This window comes from Nonomuraea sp. NBC_00507, assembly GCF_036013525.1.
Lineage (GTDB): Bacteria > Actinomycetota > Actinomycetes > Streptosporangiales > Streptosporangiaceae > Nonomuraea.
Genome location: NZ_CP107853.1, coordinates 6,976,523 through 6,992,353, shown reverse-complemented (window position 1 = coordinate 6,992,353; position 15,831 = coordinate 6,976,523). Strand labels below are relative to the sequence as shown.

18 protein-coding genes are annotated in these 15,831 nt (G+C 71.1%); 8 read left to right on the top strand and 10 right to left on the bottom strand.

Annotated elements, in window-relative coordinates; translation table 11 throughout:
• Nucleotides 1–106: 106 nt before the first annotated feature.
• Nucleotides 107–925: a hypothetical protein gene (locus OHA25_RS33685; protein ID WP_327580950.1), complete on the top strand. Its 819-nt coding sequence runs from the start codon at nt 107–109 to the stop codon at nt 923–925.
• An 84-nt stretch (nt 926–1,009) separates the two neighbouring features.
• Here the strand turns inward: OHA25_RS33685 and fabI are convergent, their stop codons facing one another.
• Together fabI and OHA25_RS33675 are read right to left on the bottom strand one after the other, a co-directional pair.
• Nucleotides 1,010–1,774, bottom strand: coding sequence for an enoyl-ACP reductase FabI (fabI, locus tag OHA25_RS33680; protein WP_305921407.1), 765 nt, complete (start codon nt 1,772–1,774; stop codon nt 1,010–1,012).
• Between the two features lies 1 nt (nt 1,775).
• The gene (locus OHA25_RS33675; protein WP_327580949.1) at nt 1,776–2,471 is read right to left on the bottom strand and encodes a beta-ketoacyl-ACP reductase; all 696 of its coding nucleotides are present in this window, start codon (nt 2,469–2,471) and stop codon (nt 1,776–1,778) included.
• A 77-nt stretch (nt 2,472–2,548) separates the two neighbouring features.
• Between OHA25_RS33675 and OHA25_RS33670 the strand changes: the two genes are divergently transcribed.
• Both OHA25_RS33670 and OHA25_RS33665 read left to right on the top strand, forming a co-directional pair.
• Nucleotides 2,549–4,042: a TldD/PmbA family protein gene (locus OHA25_RS33670; RefSeq protein ID WP_327580948.1), complete on the top strand. Its 1,494-nt coding sequence runs from the start codon at nt 2,549–2,551 to the stop codon at nt 4,040–4,042.
• On the top strand, nt 4,039–5,409 hold the full coding sequence (locus OHA25_RS33665; protein ID WP_327580947.1) for a metallopeptidase TldD-related protein: 1,371 nt from the start codon (nt 4,039–4,041) through the stop codon (nt 5,407–5,409). The genes OHA25_RS33670 and OHA25_RS33665 overlap by 4 nt, the downstream gene beginning before the upstream one ends.
• Nucleotides 5,410–5,433: 24 nt before the next feature.
• Here the strand turns inward: OHA25_RS33665 and OHA25_RS33660 are convergent, their stop codons facing one another.
• The gene (locus OHA25_RS33660; protein ID WP_327580946.1) at nt 5,434–5,991 is read right to left on the bottom strand and encodes an arsenate reductase/protein-tyrosine-phosphatase family protein; all 558 of its coding nucleotides are present in this window, start codon (nt 5,989–5,991) and stop codon (nt 5,434–5,436) included.
• A 101-nt stretch (nt 5,992–6,092) separates the two neighbouring features.
• On the bottom strand, nt 6,093–6,305 hold the full coding sequence (locus OHA25_RS33655) for a dodecin (protein ID WP_305921402.1): 213 nt from the start codon (nt 6,303–6,305) through the stop codon (nt 6,093–6,095).
• Between the two features lie 99 nt (nt 6,306–6,404).
• On the opposite strand from OHA25_RS33655, the gene OHA25_RS33650 reads away from it, so the two are divergent.
• Nucleotides 6,405–6,719, top strand: a complete 315-nt coding sequence (locus OHA25_RS33650) for a DUF3099 domain-containing protein (protein WP_305921401.1) — start codon at nt 6,405–6,407, stop codon at nt 6,717–6,719.
• A gap of 316 nt (nt 6,720–7,035) precedes the next feature.
• On the opposite strand, the gene OHA25_RS33645 is transcribed toward OHA25_RS33650, so the two are convergent.
• From OHA25_RS33645 to OHA25_RS33635, 3 genes are all read right to left on the bottom strand, one after another.
• Nucleotides 7,036–7,926, bottom strand: a complete 891-nt coding sequence (locus OHA25_RS33645) for an NTP transferase domain-containing protein (RefSeq protein WP_327580945.1) — start codon at nt 7,924–7,926, stop codon at nt 7,036–7,038.
• Between the two features lie 28 nt (nt 7,927–7,954).
• Nucleotides 7,955–8,944, bottom strand: a complete 990-nt coding sequence (gene moaA / locus OHA25_RS33640) for a GTP 3',8-cyclase MoaA (protein ID WP_327580944.1) — start codon at nt 8,942–8,944, stop codon at nt 7,955–7,957.
• A 138-nt stretch (nt 8,945–9,082) separates the two neighbouring features.
• Nucleotides 9,083–9,454, bottom strand: a complete 372-nt coding sequence (locus OHA25_RS33635) for a winged helix-turn-helix transcriptional regulator (RefSeq protein WP_327580943.1) — start codon at nt 9,452–9,454, stop codon at nt 9,083–9,085.
• A gap of 98 nt (nt 9,455–9,552) precedes the next feature.
• On the opposite strand from OHA25_RS33635, the gene OHA25_RS33630 reads away from it, so the two are divergent.
• Nucleotides 9,553–10,200, top strand: coding sequence for an NAD(P)-dependent oxidoreductase (locus tag OHA25_RS33630; protein ID WP_327580942.1), 648 nt, complete (start codon nt 9,553–9,555; stop codon nt 10,198–10,200).
• A 71-nt stretch (nt 10,201–10,271) separates the two neighbouring features.
• Here the strand turns inward: OHA25_RS33630 and OHA25_RS33625 are convergent, their stop codons facing one another.
• The 3 genes from OHA25_RS33625 to OHA25_RS33615 form a co-directional block, all read right to left on the bottom strand.
• On the bottom strand, nt 10,272–10,766 hold the full coding sequence (locus tag OHA25_RS33625; RefSeq protein WP_327580941.1) for a hypothetical protein: 495 nt from the start codon (nt 10,764–10,766) through the stop codon (nt 10,272–10,274).
• A 129-nt stretch (nt 10,767–10,895) separates the two neighbouring features.
• Nucleotides 10,896–12,080, bottom strand: a complete 1,185-nt coding sequence (locus OHA25_RS33620; RefSeq protein ID WP_327580940.1) for a hypothetical protein — start codon at nt 12,078–12,080, stop codon at nt 10,896–10,898.
• Between the two features lie 73 nt (nt 12,081–12,153).
• Nucleotides 12,154–13,998 carry an AMP-dependent synthetase/ligase gene (locus OHA25_RS33615; protein ID WP_327580939.1) on the bottom strand — a complete coding sequence of 615 codons (1,845 nt, stop codon included), beginning with the start codon at nt 13,996–13,998 and terminating at the stop codon, nt 12,154–12,156.
• Nucleotides 13,999–14,130: 132 nt separating this feature from the next.
• On the opposite strand from OHA25_RS33615, the gene OHA25_RS33610 reads away from it, so the two are divergent.
• The 3 genes from OHA25_RS33610 to OHA25_RS33600 are packed head-to-tail and all read left to right on the top strand — an operon-like array spanning nt 14,131 to nt 15,822.
• Nucleotides 14,131–14,433: a hypothetical protein gene (locus OHA25_RS33610; RefSeq protein ID WP_327580938.1), complete on the top strand. Its 303-nt coding sequence runs from the start codon at nt 14,131–14,133 to the stop codon at nt 14,431–14,433.
• Nucleotides 14,418–15,203, top strand: coding sequence for an oligopeptide:H+ symporter (locus OHA25_RS33605; protein ID WP_327580937.1), 786 nt, complete (start codon nt 14,418–14,420; stop codon nt 15,201–15,203). Before OHA25_RS33610 ends, OHA25_RS33605 begins: the two co-directional genes overlap by 16 nt.
• A gap of 10 nt (nt 15,204–15,213) precedes the next feature.
• Entirely contained in the window at nt 15,214–15,822 is a 609-nt protein-coding gene (locus OHA25_RS33600) for a trimeric intracellular cation channel family protein (protein ID WP_327580936.1), read from the top strand.
• The last annotated feature ends 9 nt before the right edge of the window (nt 15,823–15,831 follow it).

Here is a 15,831-nt window from a genome sequence, read left to right as displayed (position 1 = left end):
ACGTATCACTAGTCGATACCGAATCGCAACTTTACCCGCGAAAAGCCTGCGTCTGACGAGCGATATCCATAAAGATTTCCTTCGGAGGCGAGGCAGGAGGGGACGGATGGGGAGCAGGACCGCGATCTCGGCCGGAGTTCTCGCGGTGGCGCTGTCGGCCGTCCCGGTTGCCGCCCCGGCCGCGGCGGCGGCCACCACGTCCGCCACGGGCCAGGACTGCGCAAAGGGCGGAGGCCTGCTGTCAGGGGTGACCAACACCCTGTGCGACGTCGTCACCACCGTCACCGACACCGTCGACTCGCTGACCGGCGGCACGACCGACCCGGTGACGAGCGGGGTGGACAAGACCACCGACGACGTGCTCGGCCGGGTCGGCGAGGCGGTCCCTACCGGCACGTCCACCCCGTCCACGCCATCGGAGCCGTCGGCCACGCCGACCAAGACCGGGCTGGTGCCCGAAGGGCTCGGCGACGTGTGCCTGCCCGTGCTGGCCTGCGAGGACAAGAGCGTGCAGGACAAGGCGTCGTCCCCCACGCCCTCCCCCGACCGCACCGGCTCGCGCGAGAAGGACTCCACTGCCGTGCCGACCGGCGCGCCCACACCACCGGAGAGCCGGCCGCAGCAGATGGACAACGAGCGGCCGGTGACCGAGCGGCCGACCGCCGACACGGACGAGCCCCGGGTCGACCTGCTGTGGCCCAACCCGTTCGCGCACGAGCTGACGGTGCCGATGCAGGACCGGCAGGTGGTCCGGCCCACGCCGCCGGCCTCCGACGTGCTGGGGACGGCGCTGACGATCGCCTTGCTGGGGTCGGCGGTGCTGGCCGCGCGGATCGTGCAGCAGCGGCGGCAGCGTACGGAGCAGGTGGAGTCGATCCCGTTCGAGCCGGCCCGCGTCGGCAGTGGCCGCCACCGCCTGGCATAGGCCGGGGAACGCCCCCGGTCACACGGTCAGGTGCGGCCGGGAGCCCGTCTCGGCGCGGGCGCAGACGTTGCCCGAGGGATCAGGTCAGGCGCCGATGGCGTGGACGCCGCCGTCCACGTGGACGATCTCGCCGGTCGTGGCCGGGAACCAGTCGGACATCAGGGCCACGCACGCCTTCGCCGCCGGGACCGTGTCACCCAGGTCCCAGCCCAGCGGCGCCTTCTCCGGCCAGCTGTCCTCGAACTCCTTGAAGCCGGGGATCGACTTGGCCGCCATCGTCCGCAGCGGCCCGGCCGCGACCAGGTTGACGCGGATGTTCTGCTTGCCGAGGTCACGGGCCAGGTAGCGGTTGCAGGACTCCAGGCCGGCCTTGGCCACGCCCATCCAGTCGTAGACGGGCCACGCCTTGGAGGCGTCGAAGTCGAGGCCGACGACCGCGCCGCCCTCCTTCATCAGCGGCAGGCAGGCCACGGCCAGCGACTTGTACGAGTACGTCGACACCTGCAGCGCGGTGGCGACGTCCTCCCACGAGGTGTTGAGGAAGTTGCCACCGAGCGCGCTCTGCGGGGCGAAGCCGATCGAGTGGACGACCCCGTCGAGGCCATCGACGTGCTCGCCGACCCGCGCGGCCAGCGTGTCGAGGTGCTCGGTGTTCTGTACGTCGAGCTCCAGCACCGGCGCCGGGGACGGCAGCCGCTTGGCGATGCGCTCGACCAGGCTCAGCCGGCCGAACCCGGTGAGGACGACCGTGGCGCCCTCCTCCTGTGCCAGCTTGGCCACCGAGAACGCGATCGAGGCGTCGGTGAGCACGCCGGTCACCAGGATCCGCTTGCCTTGGAGAATGCCCACGTCAGTGCCCCATTCCGAGTCCGCCGTCGACCGGGATCACGGCCCCGGTGATGTAGGAGGCGTCGTCGCTCGCCACGAAGCGCACGACACGCGCGACCTCCTCGGGGGCCGCCTGCCGCCCGAGAGGGATGTTCGCGACGATCTTCTCGTGATCGAGGTCGGCCGTCATGTCGGTGGCGACGAAGCCGGGCGAGACCACGTTGACCGTGATGTTGCGCGAGCCGTATTCGCGGGCCAGCGAGCGGGCGAAGCCGACCAGGCCCGCCTTGGAGGCGGCGTAATTGGCCTGTCCCGCCTGGCCGGACAGGCCCACGACGGAGGAGATGAGGATGATCCGGCCGCGCTTGAGCTTCATCATCGGGCGGATGGCCCGCTTGGCCACGCGGTAGGCGCCGGTCAGGTTGGCGTCGATGACGTCGGTGAAGGCGTCTTCCTTCATCATCGCCAGCAACGTGTCCTTGGTGATGCCGGCGTTGGAGACCAGGACCTCCACCGGGCCCTGCTCGGCTTCGACCTTGTCGAAGGCCGCCTCGACCTCGGCCGTGCGGGTGACGTCGCAGCGCACGCCGAACAGGCCCTCGGGCGGCTCCCCCGATCGGTAGGTGACCGCGACGGCGTCGCCGGCCGCGGCGAGTTCACGGGCGATCGCGAGGCCTATGCCGCGATTGCCCCCGGTGACGAGTACTGAGCGTGCCATGGAACCTGACGTTATCTCCTACCCGCCGGTATCGGCTTGTCCGGGTGGCACAAGATCACGGGGTTAGGATCGTGGACATGCGCCAGATCGATCCCGATTTCCTGGAGCTGCCGCTGCGGCAGCTGGCGGACGCCGCCTTGCAACGCGCTCGCGACCTCGGTGCCGAACACGCCGACTTCCGGCTCGAACGCGTCAGAGCCGAGACGCTCAGCCTCTACGACACCCGGCTCGAGGGCGCCATGGACGCCGACGACCTGGGCTACGCCGTCCGGGTCGTCAAGGGCGGCACGTGGGGGTTCGCCGCCGGCATCCACCTGACGCCCGAGGCCGCCGCGGTGGTGGCCGAGCAGGCGGTGCGGGTGGCGGAGGTGAGCGCGCCCATCAACAGAGAGCCGATCGAGCTGGCGCCGGAGCCGGTGCACGCCGAGGCCGTGTGGGTGTCGTCCTACGACGTGGACCCGTTCGAGGTGCCGCAGGCCGACAAGGTGGGCCTGCTGGCGGCGTGGTCGGCCGGGCTGATGAAGGGCGCCGACCACGTGTCGGCGCGGCTGCTGCAGGTCAAGGAGCAGAAGTTCTACGCCGACACGGCCGGCACGGTGACCACGCAGCAGCGGGTGCGGGTGCATCCCAAGCTCAACGTGATGAAGGCGCACGAGACCGGCTTCGACGACATGTCGACGATCGCGCCGCCGGTCGGGCGCGGTTATGAATACCTGACGGGCACCGGCTGGGACTGGCCGGCCGAGCTGGACCAGCTGCCGGAGCTGCTGGCGGAGAAGCTGGCGGCGCCGTCGGTCGAGGCGGGCGACTACGACCTGGTGATCGACCCGTCCAACCTGTGGCTGACGATCCACGAGTCGATCGGCCACGCCACCGAGCTGGACCGGGCGCTGGGCTACGAGGCGGCGTACGCGGGCACCAGCTTCGCCACGTTCGACCAGCTGGGTGAGCTGGTCTACGGCTCGCCGCTGATGAACGTGACCGGCGACAGGACCGTCACGCACGGCCTGGCCACGATCGGCTACGACGACGAGGGCGTGCAGGGGCAGAGCTTCGACATCGTCAGGGACGGCATCCTGGTCGGCTACCAGCTGGACCGGCGGATGGCGCTGATGAAGGGGCTCGGGCGGTCCAACGGATGCGCGTTCGCCGACTCGCCCGGGCACATGCCCATCCAGCGCATGGCGAACGTGTCGCTGGTGCCGGCGCCCGACGGGCCCTCGACCGACGAGCTGATCGCCGGGGTCGAGCGGGGCGTCTACATCGTCGGCGACAAGAGCTGGTCGATCGACATGCAGCGCTACAACTTCCAGTTCACCGGGCAGCGGGCGTACCGGATCTCGCACGGCAAGCTGGCCGGGCAGATCAGGGACTTCGCCTACCAGGCGACGACGACGGACTTCTGGTGGTCGATGGAGGCGGTCGGCGGGCCTGACACGTACGTGCTGGGCGGGGCGTTCAACTGCGGCAAGGGACAGCCGGGGCAGGTCGCCCCCGTGAGTCATGGATGTCCGTCGGCGCTGTTCAAGGGCGTGCGGATCCTCAACACCGTGCAGGAGGGTGGGAAGTGACGCCTCAAGAGATGGTGGAGAGGGCGCTGGAGCTCTCCCGGAACGACGGCTGCGTGGTGCTCGTGGACGAGGGGTCCACGGCCAATCTGCGCTTCGCGGGCAACACGCTCACCACGAACGGCGTCGCCCGCTCCTCGCGGCTGACCGTGATCTCGATCGCGGGCGAGGGCGTGGGGGTGGTGTCGCGGGCCTCCGTACGCGACGAGCAGCTCGCCGACGTCGTGGCGGCGGCGGACGCGGCGGCGCGGGACGCGCAGCCGGCCGAGGACGCCCGCTCGCTCGTCGAGGGCGTGCCTGCGTCGTCGCAATGGGACGCTGACGTGCGTCCGACCGACATCGGGGTGTTCGAGGGGTTCGCGCCGGCGCTCGGCGAGGCCTTCGCCGCCGCCGAGGCGGGCGGCAGGAAGCTCTACGGCTTCGCCGAGCATTCGTTCACTACGACCTTCCTCGGCACGTCCACGGGCGTGCGGCTGCGCCACGACCAGCCGACGGGGCGGATGGAGCTCAACGCCAAGTCCGCCGACCTGAAGCGCTCGGCGTGGACGGGCGTGTCCACGCAGGACTTCACCGACGTGGACGTGGCCGCGCTCGACTCCTCGCTGGCGCAGCGGCTGGAGTGGGCCAAGACCCGGGTGGACCTGCCGGCCGGGCGCTATGAGACGCTGCTGCCGCCCAGCGCGGTCGCCGACCTGATGATCTACCTGTTCTGGTCGTCGGGGGCCAGGGACGCGCTGGACGGGCGTTCGGTCTTCTCGAAGCCGGGCGGGGGCACCCGGGTGGGCGAGCAACTGGGCACGCTCCCGGTGACGTTGTCGAGCGATCCGGCCGCTTCGGGCATCGCGTGCGCGCCGTTCGTGACGGCGCACGCCTCCAGCCGGCAGAGCTCGGTCTTCGACAACGGGCTGCCGCTGGGGCCGACCGAATGGATCAAGGACGGGCGGCTGGAGGCGCTGCTGCAGACGCGTTACTCGGCGGAGCTGAGCGGGCTGGCGGTGACGCCGGGCATCGACAACCTGATCATGACGGGAGCCGGGGGCGGGCGGTCACTGGAGGAGATGATCGCCTCCACCCAGCACGGGCTGCTCGTCACCTGCCTGTGGTACATCCGGGAGGTCGACCCGCAGACGCTGCTCGTGACCGGGCTGACCCGGGACGGGGTCTACCTGGTGGAACACGGCGAGGTCGTGGGCGAGGTGAACAACTTCCGCTTCAACGAGAGCCCGGTGGACCTGCTGGGGCGGCTGACGGAGGTGGGGGCGAGCGAGCGGACGTTGCCGCGGGAGTGGAACGACTACTTCCAGCGGACGATCATGCCGCCGGTGCGGGTGCCGGACTTCAACATGTCCACGGTCAGCCAGGCGAGCTGACGACCCGGCCGCCGGTCGCGCAGGTCAGCGGGGGCCGAGGAGGGCGCCGAGGGCGTGGCTGAGGGATTCGCCGACGGTCTTGGCGCAGGCGTCGTAGCCTTCGGGCGGGCCGCCGTACGGGTCGTAGACGTCCAGGACGCGCCTGCGGTCGCGGCGGGCGGCGGCCGACTGGACGATGGCGCGCGCCCGCTCCACCGTGTCGGAGCGGTAGCGCCGGCCCCCGGCCCCGGCGGCGAGAGCGGCGAACTCCGGCAGCGTGAACGTCTTGGGCGCGGCCTCCGGGTCGAGGCCCACAGCGACGGGCACGTGCGCGGCCTCCATCGTCAGCAGCAGGTCCGCCGAGCGGACCAGGTCCCGGTCCAGCATCCGGGCCCGGTGCGCCCGCCCGTCGAGGCCGAGCTTGGCCAGCGCGGCGACCGCGTGCGGCGCCATGGGGTGGCCGACCATGGCGCGCACCCCCGCGCTGGCCGTCGCCATGGGCAAGGGCGCTGACTGGAGCATCGCCCCGGCGATCACTTCTGCCATGGCGGAACGGCAGATGTTGGCCGTACAGACCAGGAGAAGTCGGAATTCGGCACTCACATCGGCCAATCTAACCGCTCAGATCGGATCACGAGCGGCGGATGGCGCCGGCCCGGCCGCCCCGCGCCCTGCCACCCCCGGGAAGGCCCTCAGGACGACGCTCAGGCGTCCTCCAGCCGGAAGCCCACCTTCAACCCCACCTGGAAGTGCGCGACCTCACCCGCGTCGATGTAGCCGCGGATCTCGGTCACCTCGAACCAATCGAGGTGGCGCAGGGTCTGCGCGGCCCGCCGGATGCCGTTGCGGATGGCCTGGTCGACGCTCTCCGTCGACGTTCCGACGATCTCGGTGACCCGGTACGTTCGATCCGTCATCGCCCTCTCCTCCTTACCCGAAGGCCATGATCGCATGACCCCCGTCACCACCCGGGTGCGCCGTCGCACCCGGCTCCTGCGAGGTCTACCGTGGAAGCTATGAAGGGGTGGCGCAGGAAACCAGATGTCCACCAGGTCACCGACGCCAGGCCGTCGCTGTCGGCGGACATCCGCAAGCGTGAGATCAGCTACCTCATCAAGATGGGGCTTCGCACGATCTGCCTGATCCTGGCTGTCGTGGTGCCGGTGCCGTGGCCGTACCGGCTGCTGTTCATCGCGGCAGCGGTCTTTTTGCCATACATAGCGGTAATCGGGGCCAATGAGAGGGGGAAGGCTGCCCCGCCTCCTACCTTTCAGAGCCCTGAAGCTAACCAAACCGAGATACCGCTGCATCGACGCGAGATCGGGTCGTGACTAAGTCTTGACGCATCCCATGGGTTGTAGGTGTACGCTTTAGCCAAGCGCTCCGGTCCCCCGTCGGAGTGCTGGTGCCGGCGTTCCGGGCCCCCGTCGGAACGCCGATGAAGCGACGCCGGGTGGTTTGCCCCCGTAACCACCCGGCGTCGCCCTTTTCTGGCGAACCTTTGCCGGCCGGACGATCTAGTGCGGCGCCCACCAGACAGATCGGGTAGGGCCGCTTTCCCGAAATCGTTTACACCCGCTCCCGCCCCAAAATTCACAGGAAACTTTCAGGCAGGCGCGGGCTTGACTTCAAGAGTTCGTTCGAGTGTCAGTCGTCTGTCAGCGTCTCGGTGGTGGCGCGGCTCCAGTTCTTCGCCAATGTGGTCAGTTTCGCCACAGCGTCCTCAGGAGCGGTGCCCGCCCCTTGAGCCAGCCCGAGCAGGTAGGCCGTCAGCGGCGCGGCCGGGCGGGCCACACCGTGGGCGACGTCCTTGGTCAGGTCGAGAATCTGGTCGCGGTCCACGGTCGCCGGGTCGATGCCCAGCTCCTTGCAGGCCAGCGCGGTCCATTCGTTGAGCACGTTCATACGAGCCTCCTCCAGGTCGTCCATTGTGTCGCAGTCGAACCACGGCCGCCCGGGCAGCGCCAGGCGCGTGCCGGCAAGGGGAGCCAGCAGGCCCTTGAGCGAGCGTCCGCCGTAGGCGGCTAGGGCCTGCTTCAGCTCCGCGGCCGGCCAGGCGCCGGCGAGCCACTGCTCGCGCCCGCCGTCGTCCACCATCACCGCGCCGGCGCCGGGGCCGGCGGCGTCGAGCAGGGCCCGTACGTGCGCCGTGGTCAGGAACGGCAGGTCGCCGGCGAGCAGCGCCACCCACGGGGCCGTGACGTGTGCCAGACCGGCGGTCAGGGCGGGTATGGGGCCGCTGCCGGGCGGATCCTCACGGGCGAACAGGACACCCGGAAGAGGGCGCTCCGGGCCGACGACGATCGTGCGGCGGGCACCCGAGGCCGCGGCGACGACGTTCTCGACCAGGGATCTGGCGCCCACGGTGAGAGCGGGCTTGTCCCGCCCGCCCAGCCGCCGCGCCTGTCCCCCGGCCAGGATCACCGCGTCGTAGGCCCGCTCCGCGGGCCCTCCACGGCCGCCGTCGCCGGTGGCCGCTGCCGGCCGCGCGGAAGGCGACGGCGCGCCGCCGGTTCCGAAGGCGTGGGTGGGGGTCATCGTGTGCTCCGCCCCATCGCCGCGGGGCCTAGCCGCCGATGGCGGACATCGGGCGGGAGGGCTGGAGGAAGGAAGGGTCGTCGATGCCGTGCCCGGCGCGTTTGCGGGCCACCGCCGCGATCCACCGCTCGGCCAGCTCCTCGTCGGACGCGCCCGCCCGCATGGCGGTCTTCAGGTCCGACTCCTCGGTGGCGAACAGGCAGTTGCGGACCTGACCGTCGGCGGTGAGCCTGACCCGGTCGCACGCGCCGCAGAATGGCCGCGTCACCGACCCGATCACGCCGACCCTGGCCGGCCCGCCGTCGACGAGGAACCGCTCGGCCGGCGCGCTGCCCCGCTCCTCCAGGTCGTCGGCCACGAGGTCGAACCCGTCGGCCAGCAGGCCCAGGATCTCGTCGGCGGTGACCATGTCCGCGCGGCTCCAGCCGTGCTGGGCGTCCAGCGGCATCTGCTCGATGAAACGCAGCTCGTAGCCCTGCTCGAGGCACCAGCGCAGCAGCGGGACCGCCTCGTGCTCGTTGAGGCCGCGCATGAGCACGGCGTTGACCTTGACCGGACGCAGCCCGGCCCGGTCCGCCGCGGCGAGCCCGGCGATCACGTCGGCGTGCCGGTCGCGGTGCGCGAGCCGCTTGAACGTCTCGGGGTCGAGCGTGTCGAGCGAGACGTTGACCCGGTCGAGCCCGGCGGCGGCCAGCGGCCCGGCCAGGCGGGCCAGCCCGATGCCGTTGCTCGTCAGCGAGACCTGCGGCCGCGGCTGGAGCTCGGTGGTGCGGGCCACGATGTCGACCAGCTCGCGCCGCAGCAGCGGCTCGCCGCCGGTGTAGCGGACCTCGGTGACGCCGAGACGTTCGACCCCGATCCGCACCAGGCGGACGATCTCGTCGGCGGTGAGGAGCTTGGCGTTGGGCAGCCAGTCGAGGCCCTCGGGTGGCATGCAGTACGTACAGCGCAGGTTGCACTTGTCCGTGAGGGACACCCGAAGATCTGTCGCCACCCGTCCGAACGAGTCTCGCAACACGGGGCGTCACCTCCTATTCGTTCGCCAGAGGGCCAGCCTACGACGCCTGTCGGCGGCCACTCACCATCGCCCCTTCTGCGCACGACAACGCATCCGCGCCTAGATCGATTCCGCTGTCCCTCGGTGGCGTCGGGGCTCTCATGCCCCCAGCCTGGCCGACTCCCAGCTCTCGCGGGCGCGCATCAGCTCGGCCAGGTGCCTCCTGGACCATTCGCAGCCGGCGTTCATGGGTTCGAGGAGGGTGCGGCCGAGGTCGGTGAGCGCATACTCGACCCGTGGCGGGATCTCGTCGTACGGGGTGCGGGTGAGCAGGCCGTCACGTTCCATGGCGCGCAGGGACTCGGTGAGGACCTTCGGGGTGATGCCGCGCAGCGGCGTCTGGAGCTCGGTGAAGCGCCGCGGCCCCGACTCCAGGCAGCGGATGATCTTCGCGGTCCACTTGTCGCCGATGCGGATGGGCGCGGCGACCGGCGGGCAGCCGGTGAACATGTCGGGATCGAGCGGCACCATGACGTCATCGTAGGTAACTATCGTTGCGGAAAGCGACAGGTCGCCCTCTACCGTCGGCGCAGCGGCCGGGAAGCCCGGCCGGGGAGAGGAGTGCCGGCATGGGCAGGATCGTGGTTTTCGGCGCGGGCGGACGGGCCGGGCGCCGGGTGGTCGCGGAGGCGGCCGGGCGCGGGCACGAGGTGACGGCGGTGGTACGCGATCCCGGCAGGCACGAGGGCCTGGCGCGCGAGGGGGTCCGGGTGGTCGCCGGGGACGTCACCGACGCCTCGAGCGTGGCGGCCGTCGCGGCCGGGCAGGACGCGGCGGTCCAGGCGGCCGCCCGGATGGACGTGCCGGCGGAGGAGTTCTACGCGGCGGCGGCCCGCGCTCTGGTCGAAGGACTGGCACGGGCGGGGGTGCGCCGCCTGGTGGCGGTCGGCGTCGGCAGCCTGCTGGAGGTGGCGCCGGGGGTCCGGCTGGCGGACACGCCCGGCTTCCCCGGCGACGCCCGGGCGTTCTCGCTGGGGCACGCGGCGGAGCTGCCCGTCTACGAGGAGTCCGGCCTGGACTGGGTGGTGCTCGCGCCGCCACCGGTGTTCCTCGACGAGGAGGCGGACCGGACCGGCCGGTACCGGATCAGCGACGGGCGGGTGCCGGACGCGACGGCGGGCGGGCCGGTGTTCTCGTTCGCCGACCTGGCGGTGGCGGTGGTGGACGAGGCCGGCGACGGCCGGCATCACCGCGTGCACGTCGCCGTGTCCTACTGACGCGTGCTGACTACTGGGCGCCCGGACATGGCGGACGCCCGGCCGGAACCGGCCGGGCGTCCCAGGTGACGCTAGTGGTGGTGGCGGCCGATGACCTTGACCCAGTCCGTGCCCTCCGAGGGCTCCAGCCACTTGGCGCCCTCGAAGACCGCGCGCCAGGTGCCCGACGTGCGGGCCGGCACCGTGGTGTGGAAGTAGCCGTTGCGGCCGGTCCTGACCGTCTCGACGTACTCCCACTTGCCGCTGCCGTCCGGCTGGAAGAGGATCACGATCCGCTTCCAGCCGAGACGGTGCCAGCGCTCCTGCTTCTTGCAGGTGTCGGCGTGGTGCACCGACACGAACCCGCTGATGTAGTCCTCCTCGCACTCCACGGAGAGCTTGCCCTCGAGGTCGATGGGCTTGCCGCGCCAGGCGGGCTCCGGGTTCGCGTCGAACGCCAGGCTCGTGTTGCCGCCTGCGAAGTCAGGGTCGACCTCGTCCGCGAACGCGGGCGAAGCCGCGGTGGCCACCACGGTGGCGCCCAGTGCGGCGGCCGCCAGGCCGGCAGCGAGACGTCGCATCTTCACGTGACTTTCCTTCCCCGTGTCAAACGAGCCCCAAGTGGGGCGCGTCATCTGCCAATGACGCGTAAGGGTAAGGAAAAGTTGAAGTAAAGTTGATCACGATTCCGCAACGCCCGCGCGATGCCGGGCCGACTATTGGGCTATTTGCTGGGATTTGGAGACATCTGGGGCGTAGTGCGCCGTTCCTGCGTAGCGGACGCGGAACTGGCCACCCGCCCGGCCCAGGATCGTGCCGTCGAACGCCCCCGAGGCGTCCGTCACCGCCTCGCCGACCCGTTCCCAGCCGGCGGCGTCGTCCTGGCGCCACAGGATCTCCAGCCGCTGCTTGGCGAACGGGCCGAAGTCGGTGAGGCCGCGCGGGTCCACCCTCGTGAGCGAGCCGCGCAGGCGTACCGCGCCCCTGGCGCGCTCGGCCTGCACCTCCGAGAGCTTGGTCTCGCGCCGGAGCTGGAACGACGCGTACTCGGTCACCGTCGCCCCGTCCTGGCCCCGCGCGATGGCGGTGACGGTCCAGGTGCCGGTCGGGTAAAAGCGGCTCAGGCGCTTGTCGGGCAGGAAACGCCAGGTCTGCCAGCCGTTGGACATCCGGGCGGGCGGGCTCGCCGCCAGGCGCCACACGAGCCGCGGCGGGAGGGCGGGGGCGGCGACGGGTCGCGTACCGCGCTCAAGGCTCCCGTCCTGGACCGCGGGCGCCCCGCCCTGGAGCGGCCCTGGGGCCGGCGCGCCCTGAACCGGCTCTGCGCCCTGAACCGGCTTTGCGCCTTGGAGCGGCTCTGCGCCCTGGACCGGCTCTGCGTCCTGGACCGGCTTTGCGCCTTGGACCGGCTTTGCGCCTTGGAGCGGCTCTGTTCCTTGGACCGGCTCTGTTCCTTGGAAGGGCTCCCTGCGCTGGATCGGTCCCGCGCTCTGCGGCGGCTGACCGGACTGGGACGGGTCGTATGCGGGGAGCGGGTCGATCGGGTGGAGCGAGCCCGGTTGGGCGGCCGGCGGTGACGGGACCGAACCGGCCGGGTCCGATGGCGACGGTGCCGGGACCGTCGGGTCCGTGATGGGCGGTTTGGACACCAGCAACGGCCCGGGCGGGGCGCCCGGATCGACCTTGACGGTGACGCCGTTCTTGGGCCGCGCACCCCTGGCGACCACGTCGACCACCAGGCGGACGGAGCCTTGAGCCCCGACCACAGGCTCGGCGGGACGTACGGTGATGGCTCGGATGGCGAGTTCGGTCACGGCTGGGGTCACGGCGGCGGGCGCGGGCGCGGGGAGCGCCGTGAGCGCCCCCGCCGTGAGCGAGACGAGAAGCAGTCCTCTGGTCATGATCGAGACGGTAGGAACCGCCCGGTCATGGCGAGGACCACAACACACGCCCCGAATGGCAAAACCGGTGCCGCTATCGCGGCTCGCCGTAGAGCCCTTCGATGACGTCGGCGTACTTCGCGTGGATGATCCGCCTCTTGAGCTTGAGGCTCGGGGTGAGCTCCTCGGTCTCGGCGGTCCACTCGGTGCCCAGCAGCGCCCACTTCTTGATCTGCTGCACCTGGGCCAGCTTGGCGTTCGCGGCCTCGACGGCGGCCCCCACCTCCTTGAGCACCTCGGGGTGCTCGGCCAGCTCGGCGAGCGAGGCGAAGGTGATGCCCCGGGCCTGCGCCCAGCCGGGCGCGACCTCGCCGTCGAGCGTCAGCACGGCCACCGGGTGCGGCCGCCGGTCGCCGTACGCGAGGGCCTGGCCGATCAGCGGGTGCTGCTTGAGATGGTTCTCGATCTCGGCCGGGGAGATGTTCTCGCCGCCGGCGGTGATGATGAGCTCCTTCTTGCGGTCCACCACCCGGTAGAAGCCGTCCTCGTCGACCGTGCCGATGTCGCCGGTGTGCAGCCAGCCGCCGGCGTCGATCAGCTCGGCGGTGGCCTCGGTGCGGTTGAGGTAGCCGCGGGTGTTGAGCGGGCTGCGGGTGAGGATCTCGCCGTCCTCGGCGATGCGGATCTCGACGCCGGGCTCGGCCCTGCCGACGGTGCCCAGGCGGTAGCAGGCGGGGCTGTTGCCGGTGAACGCCCCGGTGGTCTCGGTCATGCCGTACACGTCGATGACCTTGAGTCCGAGGCCGGCGTAGAAGTTCTGCACCTCGGGGGCGAGGGGGGCGGCGCCGGTGGCGGTCCACTCGGCGCGGTCGAACCCGATCATGCCGCGGATGATCGACAGGAGGGAGGCGTCGGCCTTCTCGTAGGCCTCCCGGATCTCTTGCGTGATGGTGTGGCCGTACTGGCCGGCCTCGACGTACGCCTGGCCGGCCGCCATGGCCGCGCGCACGGCGGCCTGCTGCTCCTCCGGCTGGGTGGCGAGCACGGCGAGCAGGCGGGCCATCATCTTCTCCCACACGCGTGGCACGCCGAAGAACATCATCGGCCTGACCTGTCCTAACGTGGCGCCCAGGTTGGCCAGGTCGGTGCAGAAGTGCACGTGGGAGACCTTGAGCAGCGGCAGGTAGAGGCTGAGGATGCGCTCGGCGATGTGCGCGTAGGTCAGGTAGGAGATCTGCGTGCCCAGCGTCGGCAGCGAGGTGAGCCGGTCGGTGGCGGCGACCTCGTAGAAGACGTTGCCGTGGGTGAGCGGGACGCCCTTCGGCATGCCGGTGGTGCCGGAGGTGTAGAGGACGGTGACGACGTCGCCGGGGGTCACAGCGCGCCAGCGGTCCTCCACCTGGGCGGGGTCGTCGGCGAGGCGGGCGCGGCCGAGCTCCAGGAAGTCGGCCCACGTCATGAATCGGTCGTCGCCGGACGGCGCCCCGTCCAGCATGATGATCCTGCGCAGGCCGGTGAGGCGGTCGAGCACGGGCTGCCAGCGGGCCAGCTCGGCGGGGCCGCCGAGGACGGCGTACTTGGCGCCCACGTTCTCGGCCACGAACGCGATCTGCTCGGGGGCGAACGTGGAGTAGACGGTGCAGCCGACGCCGCCCGCGTGCACCGCGCCGAGGTCGGCGAGCACGTGCTCGCTGCGGTTCACCATCATCAGCGCCACGGAGTCGCCGGGCTCGAGCCCGAGCGTGGCGAAGGCGGCCGCGATCTCCAGGACCCGCTGCCGCGCCTGCGCGTACGTCAGCGTGCGCCAGCCGTCGCCCTCAGGGTCGGAATAGGCGGGTGCGTCGGGATGCCGCTCGGCCACCTGCTGGAGCTGCAGGCATACGGTACGGCCGGCTATCTGCTGCTCGATCTCGGCTCGGACCTCGAGGACTTCGGCCATGGCGCGCCTCCCGTCAGTATTCACTTGCACGAGTGGCATGCATCGCACCACACGTGCCGGGTAGCGACAAGACCTCGCAGACGGCGTTCACATAGAGTGATCGAACGGATGCGATTCGGGGGGGGTTCATCCATGGCCGTCGGCAGGACGTTCTTCGGGCACCCGTGGGGACTGGCGACGCTGTTCGGCACCGAGATGTGGGAGCGGTTCAGCTGGTACGGGATGCGCGCCATCCTGGCCACGTTCCTGGCGGCGTACCCGGCGCAGGGCGGACTGGGCCGGGTCGGGCCACATCAGCATGGCGATCCCGGTGACGACGCCGTTGTTCGTGTGGCTGGGCCTGCTGCTCATCATCTCCGGCACGGGCCTGCTCAAGCCCAACGCCTCGGTCATGGTGGGCCGGCTCTACGACGGTCGGCATGGCGCTCGGCCTGATCCAGTACGTGTGGGGCGGCCGGTCCCTGCGCGGCGTCGGCGAGCGGCCGGGGCTGCGCCTGTCCCCCGGCGAGCGGCGCCGCTTCGGCCGGCTGGCGGGCCTCGGGACGGGCGTGGCGGTGGTCGCGCTGGGTTTGTGGGCGGCGACCGGCACGCTGACCATCGACCGGCTCACGATCGTGATCACGGTGATCATCCTGGCGGTGCCGGTCGCGTACTTCGCCCAGCACCATACCGACCTGTCGTTGTTCGGAGTGCGGACCCACCAGGCCACGACGCAGTCGTTCAACCCGCTGTTCATCATGATCTTCGTGCCGGTGTTCGCGGCGCTGTGGGTGCGGCTGGGCACGCGGGTGAGCACGCCGCAGAAGTTCGGGTTCGCGCTGGTCATGGTGGGGCTGAGCTTCGTGGCCATGGCGATCGCGGCCGGGCTGGCGGGAGCCGGGCGGGTGTCGGTGTGGTGGCTGGTGCTGGTCTACGTGATCCAGGTGTTCGGCGAGTTGTCGCTCAGCCCGGTCGGGTTGTCGGTGACGACGAAGCTGGCGCCGGAAGCGTTCAAGGCGCAGATGCTCGGGGTGTGGTTCATCGCGGTGTCGGTGGGCGACGCGGTCGGCGGGCAGACCGGGCGGCTGGGCCGGGTGTTGTCGGATCCCGCGTACTACCTGGTGCTGGCCGCGCTGGCGATCGTGGCCGGGGTGGCGCTGTTCATGTTCACGCGGCGGCTGCGGGTGCTGATGGCGGAGCACTACCACGCCGAGGCCATCCTGTAGACAGGATGCCGTGTCTCAGCTTCTCGATTTCGTCGGCATCTTCGTCTTCGCGTTGTCCGGTGCGCTCATGGGAGTGCGCAAACGGCTGGACGTGGTCGGGATGATGGTGCTGGCCGGAATGACCGCCCTGGGCGGCGGCGTGGTGCGCGACCTCATCCTCAACGTGCGGCCGGCCGCTTTCCAGAGCGTCGGCTACGTGCTCGTGCCGGTGGCGGCGACGGTGATCGTGTTCTTCTGGCACCCGCACGTGGCCCGGCTGATGCCGGCCATCCTGGTGCTGGACGCGGCGGGGCTGGGGCTCTTCTGCGCGGTGGGGACGGAGAAGGCGCTGGAGTACGGGCTGAGCCCGCTGCACGCGGCCCTGCTGGGGGTGGTGACGGGGGTGGGCGGCGGGATGTTGCGTGACGTGCTGGCCGGGGAGATCCCGACGCTGCTGTACGACCGCCAGCTGTACGCCGTTCCGGCGATGCTGGGGTCGGGGGTGATGGCGGCGGAGTGGTCGTACGGGTTGCACGGGTGGGCGGCGACGCTGGGGGCGGCGGTGCTGGCGTTCGGGCTGCGGATCGCGGCGATGCGCCGGAAGTGGCGCGCGCCGCTGGCCAGGGGGGTCAGCGAATAGCGTGATCGT